Raw genomic sequence first — 22864 nt, forward strand, 5'->3', positions numbered from 1 at the left:
CCTCCAAGTCAGGTCAAAGCCGATCGGGGAAACCGGCAGTACTGCTTCCCCTATCCTCTAAACCCATGCCGGGCGCCGGTAATTCCCGCTGCGCCGGTCCTGTCAGAAGTGGGTGCTGCAGTATGGTGCCCGGGCCACATCGAAGAGCCGTCCGAGTGCGGTAAGAGCAACGGCAGTACCCCGGATCCCGCCCGCCGCAGCGAGGACAGATGCCGGAACTCCCCCAAGATAAAGGGAGGCGAATGCCGCGGCGTCGGCCTCCACGACGGGCAGTCCCTGAGGCAGCTCCTCCCCCAGTTCCGTCAGTACCGTTGATCCGCCGCTTACCTGGAGCAGCCACCGGCCCTGGGCCAGGCCGAGGGGATCTGCGACGCCGAGCACCAGTTCGCCGTCGGATTCAAAGCCCCGGGCCCGGAGCATCGCAGCCGGGTCGAGGGCCCGCAGCCACAGTGTGTCCTCGACGCCGGTGATCTGGTACCGCCGCCGGTCGGCCAGCGCCCAGGGAAGCGGATCGGCCAGCGGACCCGACGCGGTGATCTTCTCGACCAGGTCGATCGAGCCCAGGTAGCGCCACAGTTCAAGCCGCGCGGTGTCGTCCACGGCCACCAGGTCCAGGACCTTGAGCGTGTGCGGTTCGGTTTCCCACGGGAGGAAGCGGTAGGTTACGTAACCGTCCGGGGTTCCGGCGTCGTCGTAATGAACGGCGGCGCGTACATCCTGCTGGATTTCCGGAAGGTCGCCCCACAGGCCCGCAGCACGTTTCGCGTAGCCGGCCTGCCGTCCGAGGGCACCCCGGGTAACCCGCAGGTGGCGGCGGAAAATCTCAGGGGCAAGCTCCTCCATCCGTGCCGGTTCCGCCAGCACTGTGGACCCCGACGGCGGAGTCTTGAGTTCCAGCCGGCCGCGCGCATCGATTTCGACGTTGGTTTCAACGGTCGCCGCACCGAATCCAAACCGTCCGTAGATCACTGCCTCTGAGGCAAGCAACGCCGCTACCGCAAAGCCGTCCTCCTTGGCCCGCTGAAGATCCCCGGAGATCATGCTGGTCAGGATGCCCCGGCGGCGGTGTGTTGGACGCACTGTCACAGATGTGATCTGGTGAGCCGGCAGCAGCGTCCCCCCGGCGTTCAGGTCGTTGGACATTGTGGCGTAGGTGGCCACCGGTGCCTTGGGGTTCCAGGCATACTCGGGTGCAGCGCCGTCGTAAACGCCCGTGAGCATCCGTCCGTCGGCGAGGTATGCCTCCACGAGGGACGCCGCCTGCTCCGGTTTCCACGCCGGATCGTGAAACCCAACGTTGACGGCCTGCAGCCAGTCCGAGGTCCGGTCATCTGCGCGCTGGGGGTCAGTTTCGGACAGACCGGCGCGGAAGCGTTCCGTGCGCAGGGCAGGTGCTGTTGGTTCGGCCGTCAAGATTCCCCCTGGGTGGTATTCGGATGGTGCCTAGTGCCCGGCCTCATGCCAGCTGGCACCCCAGCCTACGGACACATCCAGCGGGACCGAGAGATCGGCGGCGCCGGCCATCTGTTCGCGGACCAGTTTTTCGGCTGCTTCCCGTTCCCCGGGGGCAACCTCCAGCACCAGTTCGTCATGGACCTGCAGAAGCATACGCGTTTTCATGCCCTGCTTCCTGAGTTCGGCATCCACTCCAAGCATGGCCTTCTTGATGATGTCTGCCGCGGAACCCTGAATCGGTGCGTTGAGGGCTGCCCGCTCGGACATTTCCCTCAGCTGGCGGTTGGTGCTCGCCAGGTCGGGAAGATAGCGGCGGCGTCCTTCAATGGTGGAGGTGTAGCCGTCCTTGCGGGCCTGCTCGACGACGCCGCGCAGGTAGTCACGCACGGCACCGAACCGGGTGAAGTAGTCGCGCATAAGGGTGCGGGCCTCGTCCACCGGAATCGACAGCTGCTTGGAGAGGCCGAAGGAGCTCAGGCCGTAGACCAGTCCGTAGGACATTGCCTTGACCTTGGACCGCATGGCACTGGTGACCTCTTCGGGCCGAACGCCGAAGATGTGCGAGCCGACGAACCGGTGCAGGTCCTCGCCGTCCCGGAAGGCCTGAATCAGGCTTTCGTCTCCGGACAGGTGCGCCATAATGCGCATTTCCACCTGGGAGTAGTCGGCAGTCAGCAGTGTCTCGTAACCCTCGCCCACCACAAAGACCTCGCGGATGCGCCGGCCCTCTTCGGAACGGATGGGGATGTTCTGCAGGTTGGGGTTGATGGAGGAAAGCCGGCCTGTTGCCGCGACCGTCTGGGCATACGTGGTGTGGATGCGTCCGTCGTCGGAGACCGATTTGCGCAGTCCTTCCACGGTCTGCCGGAGCTTGGAGGCGTCCCGGTAGGCGAGAAGGTGCGCAAGGAACGGGTGTCCGTTCGTCTTCACAATCAGGTCCGCCAGCGCGTCGGCATCTGTGGAATAGCCGGTCTTGATCTTCTTGGTCTTGGGCAGGCCCAGTTCCTCGAAGAGCACCACCTGCAGCTGCTTCGGGGAGCCAAGGTTGATTTCCTTGCCGATCACCGCGAAGGCCTCTTCCTTGGCCTGATCGATGGTGCGGCCAAACTCGTCGAGCAGCCGGTCAAGCTTGTCAGTGGACACGGCAATACCGGCCAGCTCCATTTCGGCCAGGACTTCAGCGAGGGGCAGTTCCAGTCCGCCCAGAAGCTGATTGGCTCCGCGTTCCACCAGGAGACCGGAGAAGTGCTCGCTCAGGCGAAGCGACGCGAATGCCTCCATGACCGCGGGAGCGGCGGTGTCTTCGCCGTCCAGGGAGAGTTCAAGCTGGTTGCCGGAGGCGGCCGACGATTCGAGGGAAAGTTTGAGGTGCTGCAGGCTCAGGTCCGGCAGGTCGTAGCTGCGCCGGTCGGGCTGGATGAGATAGCCGGAGATGGCGGGATCGTCCACTTCGCCGTCGAGGTGCAGGCCGCGCCGGGACAGGAGTTTGTAGACATCCTTGAAATCGTGAACGACCTTGGGCGCGTTCTGGTCTGCCAGCCAGGCGGCCAGGACTGACTCGGCGTCGGCGTCCAGTTCCGTCAGGGGCACGTAGGCCGCTGACTCGTCGGTGACGACGGCAAGTCCGACCGCTTCGCGTGCTTCGCCGGATCCTTCGGTCACCAGCCGGACGCCCGCAGGCTTCTGGTTGGTGGTCCGGAACCAGGCTTCCAGCGCGTCGGCCGCCGTGATGGTGGTGTGTTCCGGGGGCAGCATTTCCGGATGATCCCCCGGCGTCTCTTCCTCGCCGTAGACGTCGAACAGCCGTTTGCGCAGGGCATTGAACTGCAGGGCGTCAAAGAGCTCCTCGATTGCTTCCCGGTCCGGCCGGCGGGCCGCCATGGCATCAAGGTCCACGGGCAGCTCAAGGTCCCGCAGCAGCCGGTTCAGGCGCCGGTTCCGCTTAACGTCTTCGATGTTGGCGCGCAGGGAGTCGCCCACTTTGCCCTTGATTTCGTCAAGGTGCTCGAGGATGCCCTCAAGGCCGCCGTAGAGCTTAATCCATTTCGCAGCGGTCTTCGGGCCAACACCCGGGACGCCGGGAAGGTTGTCGGCCGATTCGCCCACCAGGGCTGCCAGGTCGGAGTACTTGTCCGGCGGCACCAGGTACTTTTCTTCCACGGCTGCTGCGTCCATTCGCGGCAGGTCGGACACACCCTTCTTCGGGTAGAAGACCGTTACGCGGTCATTCACCAGCTGGAAAGCGTCACGGTCGCCGGAGACAACCATGACGTCCCAGTTACGGCCCGCGGCCTGCTCAGCCAGCGTGGCAAGGATGTCGTCCGCCTCATAGCCGTCCAGGGAGATGGTGGGGATGCGCATGGCTTCCATGACCTTGATGATCAGGTCCACCTGCCCGTGGAACTCCTCGGGGGTTTTGTTGCGGCCGCCTTTGTACTCGGCGTACTCCTCGGTGCGGAAAGTCGGAGTGTCAAGGTCGAACGCCACGGCAATGTGGGTCGGTTCTTCGTTCTTGATCAGGTTGATCAACATGGACGTGAAACCGTAGACGGCGTTCGTGTGCTGGCCGGTGTCGGTGGAGAAATTCTCCGCAGGAAGGGCATAGAAAGCCCGGAAGGCCATGGAATGGCCGTCAATGACCAGCAGCCGGCTGTTGCCGGAAGCATTGGGCGTTCCCAGGGCCGCCTCTGCCGGTGCGGCGGCGGCCGGAGCGGAAGGCTCCGGCGCTGCATGGCTGCCCACGGGGGCCGCTGCCGCATTGTCCGTCTCCGCTTCCGTTCCGGGTGCCTCAACGAGGGATTCTGCCGGTTCGGCAGCGGGGTCAGAGACAGGGGCAGAGGCCAGTTTGGCAGTTTCACTCACAGATGTAAGCCTAGTGGGCATGAGCGACATTTTCACGCCGGGCCAGGCTGGCCCCGCCCAGGGCGAAATCCCCCGGCTGCAGGAGCTGCTTGACGCCGGTGTGCCGGCAGAGCTGCATCCCTGGCTGGCCGAATCCGGAGTGGGCCCCCTGGTGGTCAAGCTGGGCATCCGCTTCCTGGAAATGACCCCCTCCCGCATTGTTGCCACCATGCCGGTGGAGGGTAACCAGCAGGTTGCGGGAATCCTGCACGGCGGCGCACACGTTGTGCTGGCCGAAACCCTCGGTTCGTTCGCTGCCTCGCTCCATGCCGGTCCGGGCCGGTACGCCGTTGGCATCGAAGTTGGAGCCACCCACCACCGTTCCGTCTCCAGGGGCCTGGTTACGGGAACTGCTACGGCCGTGCACCTGGGCGGGACAGTAACCACCCACGAAGTGGTGATGACCGACGAGGAAGGACGCCGCCTCTCCACGGCCCGGATAACCAACCTCATCCGCGAAGTCCGCTGAACCCTTTTGCAGGTCTCCGGTTATGGCTCCCAGTCCGTGGACTCCGCCGGAACAGGATTGCGGGGGAATAGGTTCTGCCCGGCCTCAGTTGTGCGCAGGTAACCCCATGTGCCGGCACATCAGCTGTGCCTGCCGAAAGGAAGTACGTGCAGACAGATCTGTTTTCTCCCCTAAACCTTGGTTCGCTGGAACTCCCGAACCGCCTGGTGATGGCTCCCCTGACCCGTGTTCGCAGCGGAGCGGACGGCGTTCCCGGCGAACTGGTTGCCGAACACTACCGGCAGCGCGCTTCCCTGGGTCTGATCGTTTCTGAGGGAACCTACCCCAGCAGGGAGGGCCAGGGCTTCTCCGGACAGCCGGGCCTGGTTACTCCGGAACAGCTTGCCGGCTGGCGCCGGGTGACGAACGGGGTCCATGAGGCCGGTGGCCGGATCTTTGCGCAGGTGATGCACGCGGGCCGCGTCTCACACCCGGAAATCAACGGCGGCTTCCAGACCGTGGCTCCCAGTGCGGTGGCCATTGACGGTGTAATCCGCACTCCGGCCGGCAAACTGCCGCACACTGAACCGCGCGGCCTGACGGAACCGGAGCTTGATGAGGTCCGCGACATCTTCGTCCGCGGCGTCCTCGCGGCCGTAGAAGCCGGGTTCGACGGCGTGGAGCTGCACGGCGCCAACGGCTACCTGCTGCATGAATTCCTCAGCCCGGCGTCCAACCGGCGGACTGACGTTTACGGCGGTTCCCCTCAGGCCCGCGCACGTTTCGTCGTGGAAGTTGTTACCGCCGTTGCTGCAGCCATCGGGGCTGAGCGGGTGGGCCTGCGGATTTCTCCGGCACACAACGTCCAGGACGCCTGGGAGACCGATGGCCAGGATGTACTGGCCACCTACGGCAGCCTTGTGGACGCCATTAAGCCCCTGGGGCTCGCTTACCTGAGCATCCTCCACAACGATCCAGCCGGTGCGCTGGTGCAGGAACTCCGGCAGCGTTTCGGCGGTACGGTGATCCTGAATACCGGCTTTGCCGTGGTCACCACCCGGGAGGAAGCAGCAGAACTGATGGAGCAGGGACTCTGCGACGCAGTTGCAGTGGGCCGCCCGGCGATTGCCAACCCGGACCTCGTCCGGCGCTGGAGCGAAGGGTATCCCGTGAACGAACCGGACCCGTCCACCTTCTACACCGACGGTGCTGAAGGCTATACGGACTACCCGGAGTACGCCGGGGTTCCTGCGCTGAGCGACTAGACCCTCAGTACTGTGGGCGGCGGTTCATCTCCCAGGTCCACGTCGAGCCGGGTCTCCGGCGCAGGCAGCTGGACCCGTCTTGTGTGGGTGGCACCGCCTGGTTCCGCAACCGTGAGTACATACCGTCCAGGGGACGGCAGCGGCAGTTCGTAGCTGCCGTCCCGGGCGGACCTGACAGAAACGGGCTCGCTCTCCCCTGACGGGGACACCAGGAGAACCAGGGCTCCGGGTACCGCGCGTCTGTGGTGTGTGACCCGGCCGGCCAGCACCAGACGCCGGCGGAAGTGGATATCGTGCGGCAGCGCGGTCCCCGGGAAGCTGAGTATCTCGGACACAGGCTGCCAGCGCCGGTGTGACGCTATAAAAACGTATTCGCCGGGGCCCGGCAGTACCACGGCATAGCCGCCGTGTTCGTCCGTGCGGTCCCAGTCCACGGGCTCGCCTGATATGCCTGTGACGGTCACGGTGCCCTGTTCGATGGGCCCGCGGTCCCCCGGGGGCCGAAGCACACCGGTGACTTGGAAAGCCTGGCCGGGAGCCGGCGCCGCCTCCGGAGCAGCCCCGTCAGGCTCGCCCGGGCCGCTGCGGTGCAGTTCCGGGTGCGTGGCTTCCCTGCGTGCCGCTTTTGGCAGCAGCAGACAGATGGCCGTTGCTGCCGCCGCGGCAAGACCGGCAAGGATGAAAATCAGCCGGAACGCTTCCAGCCCCGGGAAGACCCGCCCGCCAACAGTGACCGTAACTGAAGCCAGGATGGTGGCAACGGCTGCACTGCAGGTTGATGTGCCCACCGAACGCAGCAGGGTGTTGAGACCGTTGGCGGCCGCAGTGTCGGTGCGGGGTGAATTGCTCATCACGATGGTGGGCATGGCGGCCATGGCCATGGCAGTTCCCACGGAGATCACCATTGCACCAAGAATGATGCCTGTGACGGTATTCACCAGGACAGTGCGTGAAAGGTAGCCGACTGCCATGACGGCACAGCCGCTCACCATAGTCGCTTTGGCCCCTACCGAGTTGGTTATGCGAGCGGACACCGGTGCAATGGCCACCATCGCCAGGCCGGACGGAATCATCGTCAGTCCTGCCACCAGCACGCTGAGGCCGAACCCGAAGCCGGTAACCCGTGAAAGCTGCAGCTGCTGAGTCGTGACAAGCATGTTCGCGTACATCGAGAATCCCACCAGGATGGCCGCGATGTTGACCAGCAGGACCGGCCTGCGGGCGGAGGTCCGCAGGTCCACGAGTGGCTGGCCGTTCCTCAGCTCCAGGGGAAACCACAGAGCCAGCAGCACGGCGCAGGCAGCGAACAGTCCAAGGATGACGTCACTGGTCCATCCCCAGACGCCGCCCTTTGTGATCGCCAGCAGCAGCGTGGTCATCGCGCCGGAGAGCAGCAGTGCGCCCGCATAGTCGAATCGTCCACGGGTGCGCAGGTCAGACTCCGGCACGAAGATGGCAACGGCTGCGAGGATTACCAGGGCAACCAGCGCCACGACCCAGAACGTCGCTTCCCAGCCCAGCCGCTCATAGATAAAGCCCGCAAGCGGCAGGCCGAGGGCGCTTCCGATGCCGAAGCTGGCACTCATCAGGGATACGGCGCCTGCGATCCGACGCTGCGGCAGGGTGTCGCGCAGAATGCTGATACCGACTGGAATCACGGCACCGGCGAAACCCTGCAGGGTGCGCCCGATGAGGGCCGCGGCGAATGATCCGCCCAGTGCGGCGATGAATCCGCCGGCGACCATCACTGCAAGCGAGATCATCAGCATCCGCTTCTTGCCGAACATGTCCGCCAGCCTGGAGACGATCGGCGTCGCCACTGCAGCACTGAGCAGGGTGACGGTAACCAGCCAGGAAACGTCGTCCGGGGTCACTCCGAAAATCCGCGGATACTCCGGGAGAAGTGGAACTACCGCGGTCTTTTCAAGCGAGACGGTAATCCCGCCCAGGGCCATGATTGCCGTTACCGCCCAAGCGGGCGTTCTTTGCAGCCGGGACGGGGAATTCCCGGTTTGGCTCTGCTGCGACACGCGGCCTCCTGAGTGCCCGCCTGCACGAAGCGTCCAGCGGGTGCCGGCGCCACAGTCCGTCAGTTGCGGCTGATGGGTACCTTGCGCCCCGTCCCGCCCTCGGACTGGATCGGAACCCGTACTTCGAGGATGCCGTCGTGATAAGACGCGGTTACGTCATCCGGGGATGTGCCGGCAGGCAGCGCTATGTCGCGGCTGAAGCTGCCGTACTTAAATTCCGAACGGTAGCCGTTTTTGGACTTGTTCGATGTCTCCTCGCGGCGCTCGCCGTGGATCCGCAGCGTTCCGTCAGTCACGGTGACGTCAAGGTCCTGCTCCGGATCGATGTTCGGCAGCTCTGCCCGAACTACCATCGCCCCGTTGTCCCGGAATTCCTCCACCCGGAAAGCGGGAACCTCCCAGTCACCTTCGAAAAGGCGGCGCATGGGTTCGGGAAGTTCAAAGCGGTCTCGTCGGCTTAGTCCAGCCATGGTTTCTCCTCGGGCCTGCCGGGCGGATTGATGGGCTCACACTACGCGCCGCGAACAGCCCCCTCAACGGCTGCTGTCCAACTCTGCTCCCTTAGGCCGGACAAAGTTCCGGTGCCACTGGGCAGGCGTCCAACACCGGGCAAATACGGGCCAGTTACCTAGTATTGGCATTTTCCCGCGCGTATAGTCTTACCTGCTTGGCGCCCCTGTGCGGACTCGAATAACGCCGTTCACTACGGATTTTCAGCCAGTTGGGACACTCCATAGAGAGGTCGGGCTCATGCCGCAAAACGAGTCACACGAATTCCTCACCGTCAATCCGCTCTTCGCCAGGCCGGGCGAGGCCACGGAGGCATCGAAGTATCACCTCCCTCAGTCGGAGATGGCACCGGAAACGGCCTACCAGATCGTCCATGACGAAACCATGCTCGACGGCAACGCAAGGCTTAACCTCGCGACGTTCGTCAGCACGTGGATGGATGACCACGCGAACCGGCTGTACGCCGAGACCTATGACAAGAACATGATCGACAAGGACGAGTATCCGCAGACCGCTGCCATTGAGCAGTACTGCTGGAAGATGCTCGCCGGGCTGTGGCACTCCCCCGACCCGCAGGGAACCATAGGCACTTCAACAATCGGCTCCTCGGAAGCCTGCATGCTTGGCGGCCTGGCACTGAAGCGTCTTTGGCAGCACCGGCGCCGTTCTGAGGGGAAATCGACAGAGAAGCCCAACCTGATCATGAGCTCGGCGGTACAGGTGTGCTGGGAGAAGTTCTGCAACTATTTCGACATCGAGGCCCGGCTGGTTCCGATCTCCGAGGAACACAAATGCCTGGACGGATTCGAACTTGAGAAGTACGTCGACGAGAACACCATTGGCGTCGTCGCAATCATGGGCGTGACCTACACCGGCATGTACGAGCCCGTAAAGCAGATCGCCGCGAAGCTTGACGAGATCCAGGCTTCAACCGGGCTGGACATCGCGATCCACGTGGACGGCGCTTCGGGCGGCATGATTGCCCCGTTTATCCAGCCTGACCTCGAATGGGACTTCAAGATTGAACGGGTCCATTCCATCAGCACGTCAGGGCATAAGTATGGGCTGGTGTACCCCGGCCTGGGCTGGGTGGTCTGGCGGGACCGGCAGTGGCTTCCGGAGGACCTCATTTTCTACGTGAGCTACCTCGGCGGCGACATGCCCACCTTCGCACTGAACTTCTCCCGTCCGGGAGCACAGGTTGTCCTCCAGTTCTACTTGTTCCTCCGGCTTGGATTCGACGGGTACAGGAAGGTCCAGCAGGCTTCCCAGGACGTGGCGCTGTTCCTCTCCCACGGCATCAGCGAAATCGGTCCGTTCGAACTCTGGAACGACGGCTCCGACATCCCTGTGTTTGCCTGGCGTCTCAAGCAAGGCCATACCGACCGCTGGACCCTGTACAACCTGGCCGACCGGCTTAGGACCAAGGGCTGGCTGGTGCCTGCCTATCCAATGCCTGACAACCTCAGCAACCTCACGGTCGAACGGATTGTGGTGCGCAACGGCCTCAGTATGGACCTGGCCGAAAGCCTGCTCAGCGACATTAGGACAGAGACGGCGTATCTGGAGAATCTCAGCGCCCCCATGCCCTCCGAACAGGAACATCCGGGATTCCACCACTAGGAGGTGAGCGGGATGAGCGATTCCACTGCATCGGCTGCATCGACTGGCCCGGCGGGCCGGAAGAGCCGGGCAAAGCAGAACGCCACCATTACCGTTGGCGCGCTCGCGGTAATGAACATTGTGGCCGTGGTCAGTCTGCGTGGCCTGCCGGCTGAGGCAGAGTATGGCCTCAGCTCGATTTTCTACTACGTTTTCGCTGCCCTGGTTTTCCTGATCCCGGTGTCCATTGTGGCAGCCGAACTTGCAACCGGGTGGCCGGAAACCGGCGGCGTCTTCCGCTGGGTCGGGGAGGCCTTCGGTCCTCGATGGGCTTTCCTGGCGATGTTCATGCTCTTCATCGAGGTGACCATCTGGTTCCCCACCGTGCTCACCTTCGGCGCAGTGTCCCTGGCATACACGGGCACGGACCAGAACATCGATGCGCAGCTGTCGGGGAATAAGGCCTTCGTCCTCGCCGTCGTGCTGGTGGTGTACTGGCTGGCCACGTTCATTGCCTTCCGGGGTGCGGCGGCATTCTCCAAAGTTGCGCAGTGGGGCGGGATTGTCGGCACCCTGATTCCCGCAGCGATCCTGGTGGTTCTTGGATTCTCCTACTACTTTGCCGGCAACACCCCTCAGATCCAGATGGGATGGGGGGAGGTCATACCGGACTTCTCCAACTTCTCCAACGTTGTCCTGGCAGCCAGTATCTTCCTCTTCTATGCCGGCATGGAAATGAACGCCATCCACGTCAAGGACGTAAAGAACCCGACCCGGAATTATCCGCTGGCAGTGCTTATTGCCGCTGCAGGAACAGTCATCATTTTCGTCCTGGGAACGCTCGCCATTGCCTTTGTGGTGCCGCAGGCGGACATCAACCTGACCCAGAGCCTGCTGACCTCCTATAACGACATGTTCGACTGGGCCGGCATTGGCTGGGCCTCCCCGATCGTTGCGGGAATGCTGCTGATCGGTGTGCTCGCCGGGGTGGTTACCTGGGTTGCCGGTCCCTCCAGCGGCCTGCTGGCAGTGGGCAGGGCAGGGTACCTCCCACGTTTCTGGCAGCACACCAACAAGCACGGCATGGGAACGCACATCCTGCTCTTCCAGGCGTTTATGGTGACGGCCCTCGGCGTTGTCTACGTGGTCCTGCCCTCGGTTCAGGCGGCCTACCAGATCCTGAGCCAGCTCACCGTCATCCTTTACCTGGTGATGTACCTGCTGATGTTCGCCGCGGCGATCTACCTGCGCTACAGCCAGCCGAACCGGCCCAGGCCGTACCGGGTGCCCGGCGGTGACCTGGGCATGTGGATCTTCGGCGGCGTCGGATTCCTGGGCTCGCTGATGGCCTTTGTCTTCAGCTTCATCCCGCCGGACCAGATTTCCGTGGGGTCCCCGGAAACCTATGTGGGAATCCTGGTGGGCGGCGCGGTGCTGCTCATCATCCTGCCCATGGTGATTTACGCGTTCCGGAAGCCGCACTGGAAGGATCCGCAGGCCGAATTCGTGCCCTTCACCTGGCAGCTGGAACACAAGCACCCGGGGACGGTCAATGAATCCTCGGCACCCACGGCGGAGCTGTCCGCGAAATGGGAGGAGACATTCGACAGCACCGCGGAAACCGGAGCTGCCGGCGGCACCACCGCCGGGACACCCTCCGGCACCACCGGCAAACACTCCGGGAAGTCTTCGCCAACCGGCGCCGGTTCCAGGGGTTCAGGACAGAGCGGACGGACGCGGGTACACCGGCCGCACACCGGGCCGGCAGCAGGCGGGAGTACAGCGGTATGAAAATTGACAAGTCAGCCATCCAGGCGGCCGTACGAACTGCCCACAGCGACTTTAGGTCGGACCAGGGCGGCCAGAACGCCAGCTACATCCCCTATCTGGCCTCGGTGGACCCGGCGCTCTACGGCATCAGTGTGGTGACAGCCGACGGCGAGGTGTTCGAAACCGGCGACTCGAACTTCGAGTTCGCCCTCGAATCGATCTCCAAGGTGTTCTCCATGGCCCGGGCCATGGACGAGGTGGGGTTGCCGCAGTTCCACGAAAAGGTTGGCGCGGACCCCACGGGCGAGCCGTTCAACTCAGTGATAGCGGTTGCACTGCACGACGACAAGCCTCTCTCACCGCTGGTCAACGCCGGGGCCATGTCCACCGTTTCACTCATCCCGGCGGATGGTCCCGAGCAGCGCTGGCAAAAGATCCTCGAGACGCAGTCAGCCTTCGCCGGACGGGAGATCAAACTCAGCGACGCAGTGAATGATTCGGAGCAGTCCACCAATTTCCATAACCGGGCCATTGCCTGGCTGCTGTATTCAGGCGGAACGATGTACTCGGATCCGATGGAGGCCTGTGACGTTTACACGCGCCAGTGTTCCACCCTTGTTACCGCGGTGGACCTGGCCACCATGGGTGCAACCATCGCGGCCCGGGGAACCAACCCGCTCACGAAGAAGGCTGCGATCACCCACACGGACATTGTTCCGCCCATGCTGGCGGAGATGACCATGGAGGGGCTCTACACGGCCTCCGGAGACTGGGCCTACCGTGTCGGACTCCCGGGGAAGTCCGGCGTGGGCGGGGGTGTCCTGGCCGTCATGCCGGGGGTGCTGGCCATTGCGGCTTTTTCGCCGCCGCTGGACCCTGCCGGCAACAGCGTCCGTGCACGCAAGGCAGTGGCTCAGATCGCCTCGGCACTGAGCCTCAACCTGTATAACGCCTCCGACTACGCAACGTAGCTCCGGGGACAACAAGACGGACTGCGGCGGGGACAGGCGAACGGGTCCCCGCCGCAGTTCCCTGTCCTAGCCGGTAAGACGGATGCTGTAATCGGCACTGATGTCCGCTGCGGCCTGCCTGAGGCGGGGCAGGAGCACACCTTCCAGTGCTGCCTGGCTGTAGGACTGGTGCAGGGAGACGTTGGCGGCGGCAACAACCCGGCCTGCCCGGTGCACCGGAACCGCGACACCGCTGAGCCCTTCCTCGTACTCTTCGCGGACCACCGACCAGCCGCGCTCCCGCACACCCGTGATTTCCTCCAGCAAAGCGCTGTGCGAGGGGATGGTGGCTGGGGTCAGGCGCCGGATGTCCGAACGCTCCAGGCGGTCCTGGAGATCGGCGTCGTCAAGGGCACCCAACAGCACCCGGCCCATGGAAGTAGCCCAGGCAGGAAACCTCGTGCCAACGTGCACTGCCACACTAACCAGCCGAGGCGAGGTGATCCGGGCTACGTACACCACGTGGACGTCATCCAGGATGCACAGGGAAGCTGTTTCCTGCAGGTCTGCGGACAGCGGCTTCAGGTGTGGCTCTGCCAGAGCAGGCAGTGTCAGGTTGGACAGGAACGCAGAGCCGATGGTCAAGACCCTTGGCGCCAGGGAAAAGCGTGTTCCGTCCGTTGAGAGATAACCAAGTTCAGTGAGGGTTAGCAGGAACCGCCGGGCCGCAGCGCGGCTCAGGTCTGCTTTTGCGGCGACCTCGCTGACGCTCTGCAGCGGCTGCTCCTCCGTAAAGGCCCCCAGCACGGTAAACGTCTTCTCCACGGATTTCACGTACCAGTTCCCGTGTGTGCCGTCCATCCCGGTCTCCCCCTGCTGCTGCACTCCTGCCGGGCCCGGCCCGAACGCTCTGGAAGTGATCCTAGCCCAGAGTGCTACGCGTGCCCGGGACCGGTGGGGCTAAACGAACAGGTCAGGACCGGGTTTAGGCGTCTGCGAGGTACTGGGCGGCGAGCCGCACCGGCGCGTTCGGCGCCCCGTAGCCTTCGTACGATGGACGGCGCTCAACTACCTCGAAGAACACGTTCCCCACCGTTGAGGTGTAGAAGTGCAGGAACTCGCCGTCGGCATCCCGGTCATAGAGCAGGTTCAGTTCAGACAGTGTGGCGAGGAAGGCCGGTTCCAGCCCGAACCGTGCGTCAAGGTCCTCATAGTAGTTGCCGGGAACGGGCAGGAACTCCAGGCCGCGGGCGGCCGCGTTCCGGGCCACCTGGACCAGGTCGCTGCAGGCGAACGCCACATGCTGGGGGTAGCCGGAGCCGTTGCCCTCGCTGTTGAAGACCATCGGCGCGATGTTCAGTGCCATGCGCACGGCGCCGTCGCTGCTTCGCATGACCTGGCTGCGGACCAGGCCCATCGGGCTGGGGACTTCGACGCTGGGCCGCGGTGTCAGGCCCAACGTCGATTCGTAGAACAGCACGGCTTCATCGAAGTGCTGCCAGGGCTGGGAGAGGTTCACGTGGTCCAGGGCCGTGATGGAGCCCGGTGCCGGTTCAGGGGTGCCTGCGCCGAACTCCCGGATCCAGCCGGGACCAGAAGGCTCGGCTTCGCAGAGGAAGATCTCCGTGCCGTCGGGGGCGGCTACTGCCTGCAAAACCTCTTCATTGGCCTGGCTGCGGCGGGGCACGGCCGTGGCTTTGAGCTGGAGCGCCCGTGACGCGGCTGCGACAGCATCCGGAACGTCCAGGCCAATGGCGGAGATGCCGGGTTCCATGCCCTGGGCATTCTGGTTGTTGATGATGACCCGGGCACCGTTCTGGGTCCACAGTTCAACAGCCTTGCTGCGGTGGGTGCCCTGGCTGGTAAAACCAAGCTGGTAGAGCAGCGTGCGGATGAGTTCCGGCTGCCCGGCCTTCACTTCGGCAAAATTGAATCCCAGCGGCTCGCCCACGCCGGGCAGGGTGGCCAGCTCCATTGTGGCTTTCCCGGTCCCGGTATCGCGCAGATGGATGGAAGTCTGCTCGGCCAGCCGTATGAGGGACCGCATGGCATCGACGGCGGTGCGTTCCTCCGCTGCCTGCCTGAAAACGTCATTGAAGATCTCCAGGGACACCGGCCCGTTATAGCCGCTGCGGACCAGATGGCCCATAAAGTCCACCAGGTCGAAGGCACCTTCGCCCGGGAAGACCCGGTAGTGGCGGCTCCAGGAGAGGACGTCCATTGACAGTTCCGGAGCGTCCGCCAGCTGGACGAAGAAGATCTTCTCCGCGGGGATCTGCTCGATGGCCGCGGGATCCCACCGGCGGGAGAGAATATGGAAGCTGTCCAGGCAGGTACCAACGTTGGGGTGGTCGGCCAGCTCGACGATGCGCCAGGCGTGCTCGAAGTCGCTTACATAGCGTCCCCAGGCAAGGGCTTCATAGGCCAGCCGTATTCCATACCGGGCAGCAGCTTCACCCATGCGGCGCAGCTGGGAGGCAGCTACCTCGTCGTCGTCGACCGTGGCTGTGGCCACGTTGCTGCACACGAGCATGGTGTCGATTCCGAGCCGCCGCATGAGCTTGAACTTGGCTTCGGCCCGGCGGAGATTGTCTTCCAGGAGTTCCTCAGTGACGCCCTCAAAATCGCGGAACGGCTGGTACAGGTCCAGGGTGAGTCCGAGACGTGCCGCAAGCGCCCGGATCTGTTCCGGTGTGGAGGGCGAGACCACCAGGTCCTGTTCGAAGATTTCGACGCCGTCGAAACCCGCCGCTGCACAGGCGCGGAGCTTATCTTCCAGGGTTCCCGAGAGACAGACGGTGGCGATCGACGTGCGCATGGTGGAGTTCCCTTCAGAACCGGCTCAGAGGCCGCTGTTGACCATTTCGAGGAAGTGCGCCCGCATGCGGGCCGAATCCGGGCGGATGCCCGTGATGAGTTCAAAGGCATCCACAGCCTGGCCCACGGCCATGTAGCCGCCGTCCAGTACACGGCAGCCGAGCGCTTCGGCAGTGTCGATGAGCTGGGTGCGGACCGGCCGGTAGATCACGTCCGCCACCCACATTTCGGGCCGGAGCAGACCTGCCTCAACCGGCATTCCGGGGTGGGAGTGCATGCCGACCGGCGTTGCCTGCACAAACCCGTCCGCGGCAGCAAGGAGCCCCGGCAGGTCTGCACCGGTTCCGGCAGTGACGGAGGCATCCGGGAAGAGTGCGGAGAGTGCCTGGACACGTTCCCGGACACGCCCGGGGTCAAGGTCCACCAGGGTAAGGGTGCCTACCCCTGCCTTGAGCAGCGCGTAAGCGACGGCAGCGCCGGCCCCGCCGGCTCCCAGCTGGACGACCTTCTCCAGCGCCGCACCGGGAAGTCCTGCCGAGAGTGCCCGGCCAAAACCTGAATGGTCCGTGTTGTGCCCGATAAAACCGGAGTCTGTCACCAGCACTGTGTTGACGGCGCCCAGCCGGGCTGCGTCGTCGGAGACCTCATCCAGGTGCTCCATAACGAGCTGCTTGCAGGGGTGGGTGATATTGAAGGCGTTGAAACCCAGGTCGCGGCCGTAGCGCAGCAGGTCCCCCACCTCAGTACCGCTGCGTCCGTTTACCGAAAGGTCCACCGGACGGTACATGTACCGCAGTCCATTTTCGAGCGCCTCACGCTCGTGCATCGGCGGGGTAAGTGACGCCGTAATCCCGTCGCCAATCAGCCCGACGAGCCAGGATTCGGTGGTGGTGCTCAAGTGGTTCTCCCTTCGATACCCGTGGCGGGCTAGGCCCACGGTACCGGCCTGTTCATAAAATGCACAACTGTGCGAATAGCGCACAATTATGTTGCATGTCGATATGGCACGGGTTACATTGTGGTGTTCGTATGAAGCACTGCTGTGCGTACTCCGCACACATTTCCCTGGAGGCCCTATATGAGCGCTGCACCGACGCAGTCCGCCCAAGCCACCGCCAAGACCCCGAAGAAGGCCGCCGCGGCGAGCTTCATGGGCAGCGCGGTCGAGTACTACGACTTCTTCATTTTCGGCACCGCCGCATCGCTCATCTTCCCGCACGTGTTCTTCCCGGACGCAGACGCCCAGGCAAGCATCATGTCCCTGGCAACATTCGGCTTTGCCTACATTGCACGTCCGGTGGGCGCTGTGATCCTTGGACACTTCGGTGACCGCGTGGGCCGCCAGAAGATCCTTATGTTCACCCTTGTCCTGATGGGTGCTTCCACCTTCCTGATCGGCTGCCTGCCGGACTTCAGCACCATCGGCTGGTGGGCTCCTACCCTGCTGGTGCTCTGCCGTCTGGCCCAGGGCCTCTCGGCCGCCGGGGAGCAGGCCGGTGCCAGCTCCATGACCCTTGAGCATGCTCCCGACGGACGCCGGGCCTTCTTCACTTCCTGGACCCTCACCGGCACCCAGGGCGGACAGATCCTCGCCGCCATGGTCTTCATTCCCGTCATGGCGCTGCCTGATGACATCAAGTACGGCATTGGCTGGCGAATCCCCTTCTGGCTGAGCGCCGTCGTCGTCATCGTCACGTACTTCATCCGCCGCACGCTGCACGAAACGCCGACCTTCCAGGAAGCGAAGGCGAACAACCAGATCGCCAAGCTGCCCGTGGGGGACCTGCTCAAGCACCACTGGCGCGACGTCCTGCGCGTGATCTGCTGCGCCTTCATCGCGGCAGTCTCCACTGTCTACGGCACGCTTGCCATCAAGTACGGCACTGAGGTGGGCAATGTCGACGCCGCCATCACCCTTTGGCTGGTCGTGGCCGGCAACATTGCAGCTCTCTTCACGCAGCCGCTCTTCGGCATGGCTGCAGACCGCTTCGGCCGGAAGCCGGTCTTCATTTACGGCGCACTTTCAAGTGCCGCAGTAATGCCGTTCTACCTGCTGTCCATGGAGTCCGGGAACTCGCTGCTGCAGTTCGCCCTCTCCGTGGTGGTCTTTGGCTGCGGGTACGCGGCAGCGAACGCCGTCTGGCCGTCCTTCTACGCCGAAATGTTCAGCGCCCGGGTCCGCTTCTCCGGGCTGGCCATCGGTACACAGCTGGGCTTCCTGATGGCAGGATTCGCCCCCTCGATCGTGGCAGCGCTGGGCGGCCTTGAGCCCGGCGGCTGGGTGGTCATCAGCTGGTTCACGGCAGCGGTCGCGGGTATTGCATCAATTTCGGCCCTGACCGCGAAGGAGTCCTTCCGGATCCCGACGGCCGAACTTGGCCTGAAGAAGTAGTCACGGCAAAAGGCGGCCGGCCCACCGGGCCGGCCGCCTTCGGTTAAGCCGCGTTTCCTAGCCTGCGTCCAGCCGTCGCTGCCTGCGGGCTGACCACGCCAAATATCCTCCCAGCGCTCCGGTGGACGCCAGGCCGGCGCCCATGAGCGGTGCCTGCCAGCTGCGCCAGCGGGAAGGATCGCCCAGCGTAAGCTCGCCCACCCCGCGGATAAACGCCGCTGCAAAGATCGCGGCAACCATCCGGTTTCCAACGCGTTCCATGCGTTCCACCAGCGGCAGGAGGTCACCGGCCCGCAGGTGAACCTCCATGCCTTCGAAATCGAGGGTGTTGATGAGCCGCTGCAGCTGGCCCGGCAGCTCTGTGCCGAGTTCCAGGAGTTCTCCCCCGGCTTTGCCCAGGCGCTTGGCGTACGCCGCGGGGTTCAGCTGCTGCATCGTCATGCGCCGCGCATAAGGGGCCAGCGTCTTGCCCATGCTGAAATCCGGATCCAGCACCTCCCCCATGCCCTCCGTCATGATGAGCATCCGCAGCAGCAGTGCCACCTCGCCGGGGAGCTGGAGGTGGTGGGTCCGGATGATTGCCAGTCCGCTTGAGATGATCCGTCCCACGGGCGCGTCCCCGAGCGTGCGGTTTGAATAGAGCCGGATCAGCCCCGCAAGGTCCACCCTGAGCTTGATCCTGTCCGGCCGCGAACGCGAGACCGTCATCCTCATCAGTGCGGTGGCCATACGTTCGGGATCCTTGCGGATAACAGCAACAAACAGGGCTGAGAGCTGCCCCCGCATCTTGTCATCCAGCTCCCCGACCATCCCGAAGTCGATGAGACCGATCTGTGAGTTCGGCTGTACGAAGATGTTTCCCGGATGCGGGTCGGCATGGAAAAAGCCGTCTTCGAACACCATTTTCATTTCCGCGTTCGCTGCCGTAACCGCCAGCTCCTTGCGGTTGAGTCCTGCCGCTTCGAGGGCCTGTGTGTCAGTGACCTTCATGCCGTACAGCCGCTGCATTGTCAGTACCTTGTGCGTGCTGTGTTCCCAGTAGATCCGCGGAATCACCACGTCCGGATCGTCCTGGAAGTTCAGGGCGAAGCGGTCGGCGTTGTGGCCTTCCTGAACGTAGTCCATTTCCTTGCGCAGGGTATCGGCGAATTCATCCATAAAGCCCTTGACGTCATAGTCCCGGGCGGCCTCCCAGTGCCTGCTGGCATGGCCAGCCAGTGACTGCAGGATGGAGAGGTCCGTTTCCACCTCGGGAACGATTCCCGGCCGCCGGACCTTCACGACGACGTCGGAGCCGTCCTTGAGCGTGGCGGCATAGGCCTGGCCGATCGAGGCGCTGGCAATGGGCGTGGTGTTGAACTCTGCGAACACCTCCAGCGGGTCAGCCCCCAGTTCCTGCTGCAGTTCCGCGCGCACGTCCTCCCAGGCTGCCGGCGTCGCCCTGTCCTGCAGCTTCGCCAGCTCATCCATATAGGGCGGCGGGAGCAAATCCGGCCGGGTGGAGAGCAGCTGACCGAGTTTTACGTAGGTGGGACCAAGCTCTTCCAGGGCCCGGCGCAGGTAGGCGGGGCTGGCAAGGCGGCCGGAATCGGTACCATCGGTGCCGCGCCGGCGGAACGGGAGCCTGGATTCCAGCCCTGACACCGAGACCAGATAGCCCAGGCCGTTGCGGTAGAGAATCTCCGCCATTTGCCGGTAGCGGTCAAAATTGGTCTTCATTGCCTTCTCTCCGTAGGACCTGCTGTTCCCGCGCTGAGCCCGGACGGGGAAATCGGGGCACACCCGCCCCCGCCCGTACTAGGGAACGATAGCCCCGCCGGCGGACGGACAACAGGGACCGCGCCGGCCCCGGAGGCCACCACCGCCTTCCGGCTGCGCCATCAGTACAGGCGGCTTCCCCTGGAAGTACCCGCCGCCTACACTCAAGCCACCCAAACGCGGTACGCCAACCACTCAGGAGCACGCATGCCCTCGGAGATAAATGGCCTGGACCAGGCTGAAAAAGCCGAGCTGCTGAGCGGCTCCGGCATGTGGGAAACGCCGGGCTCGGAACGGGCAGGCATCCGGTCCCTGGTGCTGACTGACGGCCCAAACGGAGTGCGGCTCTCAGCCGCCGGCGACACCGGCCCCGGACTTGGCGAGTCCCGGCCCGCCACGTGCTTCCCGGCCGAATGCGCCACTGCCAGCTCCTGGGATCCGGAACTGCTTGAAGAACTTGGCCGTGCCGCGGGCCTTGAAGCGGCTGCGCTGGGCGTCGATGTGCTCCTGGGGCCGGGACTGAACATCAAGCGTTCGCCGCTTTGCGGGCGGAACTTCGAATACTTCTCAGAAGACCCCCTGCTCACCGGCTCACTGGGCGCAGCGTGGGTGACCGGAGTCCAGTCCTGCGGGGTCGCGGCGTCCCCCAAGCACTTCGCAGCAAACAACCAGGAGTCTTACCGGATGACCGTGGACGTCATCGTGGATGAGCGGACGCTCAGGGAAATCTACCTCCGCGGGTTCGAAACTGTGGTGCGCCGCTCGGCACCGTGGACGGTCATGGCCGCCTATAACCGAATCAACGGGTTCCACGCTGCACAGGACCCCTGGCTCCTGAGGCAGGTCCTGCGGCAGGAATGGGGCTTCGACGGCGTGGTGGTTTCTGACTGGGGCGCCGTCACGGACCGGGCTGCAGCGCTGGCGGCAGGCCTGGACCTGGAAATGCCTTCTTCCTCCGGTATAGGTCCGGCCGAGCTGGTGGCAGGCCTGGATGCCGGGCTGGTCTCCCCGGACGACGTCGATGCGTCCCTGGCCCGGCTGCGCGAGCTGGGCCGCCGCACTGCGGACAAGCCTGCGGCTCCCCCGGACCTAACTGCCCACGACGCTCTGGCGCGGAACGCCGCGGCCCGTTCCATGGTGCTGTTGAAGAACGACGGCGCCCTGCTGCCCTTCAGCTCCGCTGCAACGCTGGCTGTTGTCGGTGAACTGGCGCGGACACCCAGATACCAGGGCAGCGGCTCTTCCCGGGTAAACCCAACCCGGCTCAGCACGGCCTGGACCGCGCTTTCGGAACGCATTCCCGGCGCCGTGTTTGCGGCCGGCTATCTTCTGGAGCCGGGCGCACCGGACGAGGACCTGATTGCCGAAGCAGTCCGCGCCGCCCGCGGGGCCGATCAGGTAGCAGTGTTCCTGGGACTGCCGGACGCTGCCGAGACCGAGGGGCTGGACCGCAGCACGCTTCAGCTTCCGCAGGCCCAGCTGCGCCTGCTCGAAGCCATAGCCGAGGTTCGCCCGGATGTGGCGGTGGTCCTCGCCAACGGCTCCGTCGTGGCCACTGACTGGGTGCCGAAAGCGGCGGCAGTACTGGAGACCTGGCTGCCAGGCCAGGCCGGCGGAGAGGCAGTAACGGACGTGCTGCTCGGGGACGTGAACCCGTCAGGGAAGCTGGCCGAGACCTTTCCCCGCCGCCTGGCGGATACCCCGGCGTATGGAAACTTCCCCGGTGAGGCCGGCCAGGTCCGCTACGGCGAAGGCCTGCTGGTCGGCTACCGCTGGTACGACACAAGGATGGTGGAGCCGGCGTTTCCGTTCGGCCACGGCCTGAGCTACACGGAGTTCAGGTATTCCGGCCTGGAGGCCACAGTCTCAAACCGGGGCGGGGAAGAGGAAGTGCGCGCTGTCCTGCAGCTGGCGAATACCGGGGCCAGGGAAGGCGCCGAGGTGGTTCAGCTCTACGTAGCAGCACCGGCGGGAGGAGCGCCACGCCCCGTCCAGGAACTGCGTGCGTTCAAGCGGGTAAACCTTGCGCCCGGGGAAACACGGACTGTTGAGCTGGTGCTGGCACCGGGCAGCCTGGACCGGTTCGACCCTTTGACGGGACTATGGGCAACGGACCCCGGGACGTACGAACTCCGTGTAGGGTCCTCTTCCCGGGACATCCGGCTGACAGCAGCATTCACGCTTGCGGCCGCGGCACCGAAGCCGCTGCCTACGGCGTCCTCCACGCTGGCGGAGTGGATGGAACATCCGCTGGCAGCTGCCGTGCTCGCCGAAGCCTTCGGCGCAGGCGCCGGTGATCCGGGCGTGGCCGCCTCGATGCTCACACTGATGGGAAGCCTCCCGCTTGACCGGCTTGGCCGTTTTCCCGGTTCCCCGCTGAGCGCGGAGAACGCGGCTGCCCTGGCCCGGAAGCTGGCAGAGCGGGCGGAGCAGCAGGAGGGCAGCACCTGAAAGGTGCCTGTTCCTAGAGCTGGGGCTGGGTCTGCGGCGGGAAAGCCGGAAGGTGGTGGGTCGGCAGCCTGTCGCGGTCGTAAGTGACCGTTGTGTACCCGTGCGGGGCAGGGCGGCCGTTCTCATCCAGGTTCACAAAGACAATGCGTTCGATCGTGAGGATGCTGGAGCGCGTAATCATGTTCCGGACCTCGGCCCGCATGGTCAGCGACGTGTTTCCAAACTTCGTGGCGCACAGCCCCATCTCAATCAGGTCGCCCTGCTGAGCCGAGCTGACGAAGTTGATCTCCGACATCAGTTTGGTCACGACCCTGCCGTTGCCCATCTGCAGGATGGCGTAGATGGTGGCTTCCTCATCGATCCAGCGGAGGAGGGACCCGCCGAAGAGTGTTCCGTTCGCATTCAGGTCTTCCGGCCTGACCCACTTGCGGGTATGAAAATTGATGTCACCTGATTCCATAAGACTCAGGTTATCCCCGCTCAATCACCCGTATGGGACCGCTGTGAGGGCCCCC

16 protein-coding genes are annotated in these 22864 nt (G+C 64.3%); 7 read left to right on the top strand and 9 right to left on the bottom strand.

Translation table 11 applies throughout. The features are described 5' to 3' along the window. Nucleotides 1-102 precede the first annotated feature (102 nt). Nucleotides 103-1413, bottom strand: coding sequence for a GNAT family N-acetyltransferase (locus tag AO716_RS12640; RefSeq protein ID WP_235472079.1), 1311 nt, complete (start codon nt 1411-1413; stop codon nt 103-105). 30 nt (nt 1414-1443) lie between these two features. Then, nucleotides 1444-4077 carry a DNA polymerase I gene (polA, locus tag AO716_RS12645; protein WP_055242246.1) on the bottom strand — a complete coding sequence of 878 codons (2634 nt, stop codon included), beginning with the start codon at nt 4075-4077 and terminating at the stop codon, nt 1444-1446. A 259-nt stretch (nt 4078-4336) separates the two neighbouring features. On the opposite strand from polA, the gene AO716_RS12650 reads away from it, so the two are divergent. Next, complete coding sequence (locus AO716_RS12650; protein ID WP_055241249.1) at nt 4337-4825, top strand: PaaI family thioesterase; 489 nt, start codon at nt 4337-4339, stop codon at nt 4823-4825. A gap of 146 nt (nt 4826-4971) precedes the next feature. Beyond that, nucleotides 4972-6069, top strand: a complete 1098-nt coding sequence (locus AO716_RS12655) for an alkene reductase (protein WP_082413542.1) — start codon at nt 4972-4974, stop codon at nt 6067-6069. On the opposite strand, the gene AO716_RS12660 is transcribed toward AO716_RS12655, so the two are convergent. Further along, nucleotides 6066-8099: an MFS transporter gene (locus tag AO716_RS12660; RefSeq protein WP_235472080.1), complete on the bottom strand. Its 2034-nt coding sequence runs from the start codon at nt 8097-8099 to the stop codon at nt 6066-6068. The genes AO716_RS12655 and AO716_RS12660 overlap by 4 nt on opposite strands. Before the next feature lie 59 nt (nt 8100-8158). After that, complete coding sequence (locus AO716_RS12665) at nt 8159-8569, bottom strand: Hsp20/alpha crystallin family protein (RefSeq protein ID WP_055241251.1); 411 nt, start codon at nt 8567-8569, stop codon at nt 8159-8161. Between the two features lie 280 nt (nt 8570-8849). On the opposite strand from AO716_RS12665, the gene AO716_RS12670 reads away from it, so the two are divergent. From AO716_RS12670 to glsA, 3 genes are read left to right on the top strand one after another with little or no spacing between them, the layout of a single operon-like run. Further along, nucleotides 8850-10232, top strand: coding sequence for a glutamate decarboxylase (locus tag AO716_RS12670; protein ID WP_055241253.1), 1383 nt, complete (start codon nt 8850-8852; stop codon nt 10230-10232). A 12-nt stretch (nt 10233-10244) separates the two neighbouring features. Then, nucleotides 10245-12002, top strand: coding sequence for a putative glutamine/gamma-aminobutyrate antiporter GadC (gene gadC, locus AO716_RS12675; protein ID WP_082413544.1), 1758 nt, complete (start codon nt 10245-10247; stop codon nt 12000-12002). After that, nucleotides 11999-12952, top strand: coding sequence for a glutaminase A (glsA, locus tag AO716_RS12680; protein WP_055241255.1), 954 nt, complete (start codon nt 11999-12001; stop codon nt 12950-12952). The genes gadC and glsA overlap by 4 nt, the downstream gene beginning before the upstream one ends. Before the next feature lie 66 nt (nt 12953-13018). Here glsA and AO716_RS12685 read toward each other — a convergent pair whose 3' ends face one another. The 3 genes from AO716_RS12685 to AO716_RS12695 all read right to left on the bottom strand — a co-directional run bounded on the left by AO716_RS12685 (nt 13019) and on the right by AO716_RS12695 (nt 16646). After that, complete coding sequence (locus AO716_RS12685) at nt 13019-13792, bottom strand: IclR family transcriptional regulator domain-containing protein (protein ID WP_055241258.1); 774 nt, start codon at nt 13790-13792, stop codon at nt 13019-13021. A gap of 124 nt (nt 13793-13916) precedes the next feature. Then, nucleotides 13917-15749 (bottom strand): bifunctional sugar phosphate isomerase/epimerase/4-hydroxyphenylpyruvate dioxygenase family protein, encoded by a 1833-nt coding sequence (locus tag AO716_RS12690; RefSeq protein WP_055241260.1) that lies wholly within the window; start codon nt 15747-15749, stop codon nt 13917-13919. 24 nt (nt 15750-15773) lie between these two features. After that, complete coding sequence (locus AO716_RS12695; RefSeq protein WP_055241262.1) at nt 15774-16646, bottom strand: shikimate dehydrogenase; 873 nt, start codon at nt 16644-16646, stop codon at nt 15774-15776. A gap of 180 nt (nt 16647-16826) precedes the next feature. Here AO716_RS12695 and AO716_RS12700 point away from each other — a divergent pair, with 180 nt between their 5' ends. Further along, entirely contained in the window at nt 16827-18140 is a 1314-nt protein-coding gene (locus tag AO716_RS12700; protein WP_055241265.1) for an MFS transporter, read from the top strand. Nucleotides 18141-18197: 57 nt separating this feature from the next. Here the strand turns inward: AO716_RS12700 and AO716_RS12705 are convergent, their stop codons facing one another. After that, nucleotides 18198-19859, bottom strand: coding sequence for an ABC1 kinase family protein (locus AO716_RS12705; RefSeq protein WP_055241267.1), 1662 nt, complete (start codon nt 19857-19859; stop codon nt 18198-18200). Nucleotides 19860-20105: 246 nt separating this feature from the next. On the opposite strand from AO716_RS12705, the gene AO716_RS12710 reads away from it, so the two are divergent. After that, nucleotides 20106-22349, top strand: a complete 2244-nt coding sequence (locus tag AO716_RS12710) for a glycoside hydrolase family 3 C-terminal domain-containing protein (RefSeq protein ID WP_055241269.1) — start codon at nt 20106-20108, stop codon at nt 22347-22349. Between the two features lie 13 nt (nt 22350-22362). Here AO716_RS12710 and AO716_RS12715 read toward each other — a convergent pair whose 3' ends face one another. Then, nucleotides 22363-22809, bottom strand: coding sequence for an acyl-CoA thioesterase (locus tag AO716_RS12715; protein WP_082413545.1), 447 nt, complete (start codon nt 22807-22809; stop codon nt 22363-22365). Nucleotides 22810-22864: the final 55 nt, after the last annotated feature.

This window comes from Arthrobacter sp. Edens01, from assembly GCF_001307035.1.
Classification (GTDB): Bacteria; Actinomycetota; Actinomycetes; order Actinomycetales; family Micrococcaceae; genus Arthrobacter_B.

Bases quoted from the DNA above. Each gene is read 5' to 3' on its own strand.
- AO716_RS12705 (WP_055241267.1), bottom strand. From the start codon at position 19,859: ATGAAGACCAATTTTGACCGCTACCGGCAAATGGCGGAGATTCTCTAC.
- gadC (WP_082413544.1), top strand. From the start codon at position 10,245: ATGAGCGATTCCACTGCATCGGCTGCATCGACTGGCCCGGCGGGCCGG.
- glsA (WP_055241255.1), top strand. From the start codon at position 11,999: ATGAAAATTGACAAGTCAGCCATCCAGGCGGCCGTACGAACTGCCCAC.
- AO716_RS12665 (WP_055241251.1), bottom strand. From the start codon at position 8,569: ATGGCTGGACTAAGCCGACGAGACCGCTTTGAACTTCCCGAACCCATG.
- AO716_RS12670 (WP_055241253.1), top strand. From the start codon at position 8,850: ATGCCGCAAAACGAGTCACACGAATTCCTCACCGTCAATCCGCTCTTC.
- polA (WP_055242246.1), bottom strand. From the start codon at position 4,077: ATGGCCTTCCGGGCTTTCTATGCCCTTCCTGCGGAGAATTTCTCCACC.
- AO716_RS12700 (WP_055241265.1), top strand. From the start codon at position 16,827: ATGAGCGCTGCACCGACGCAGTCCGCCCAAGCCACCGCCAAGACCCCG.
- AO716_RS12650 (WP_055241249.1), top strand. From the start codon at position 4,337: ATGAGCGACATTTTCACGCCGGGCCAGGCTGGCCCCGCCCAGGGCGAA.
- AO716_RS12685 (WP_055241258.1), bottom strand. From the start codon at position 13,792: ATGGACGGCACACACGGGAACTGGTACGTGAAATCCGTGGAGAAGACG.
- AO716_RS12710 (WP_055241269.1), top strand. From the start codon at position 20,106: ATGCCCTCGGAGATAAATGGCCTGGACCAGGCTGAAAAAGCCGAGCTG.
- AO716_RS12690 (WP_055241260.1), bottom strand. From the start codon at position 15,749: ATGCGCACGTCGATCGCCACCGTCTGTCTCTCGGGAACCCTGGAAGAT.
- AO716_RS12715 (WP_082413545.1), bottom strand. From the start codon at position 22,809: ATGGAATCAGGTGACATCAATTTTCATACCCGCAAGTGGGTCAGGCCG.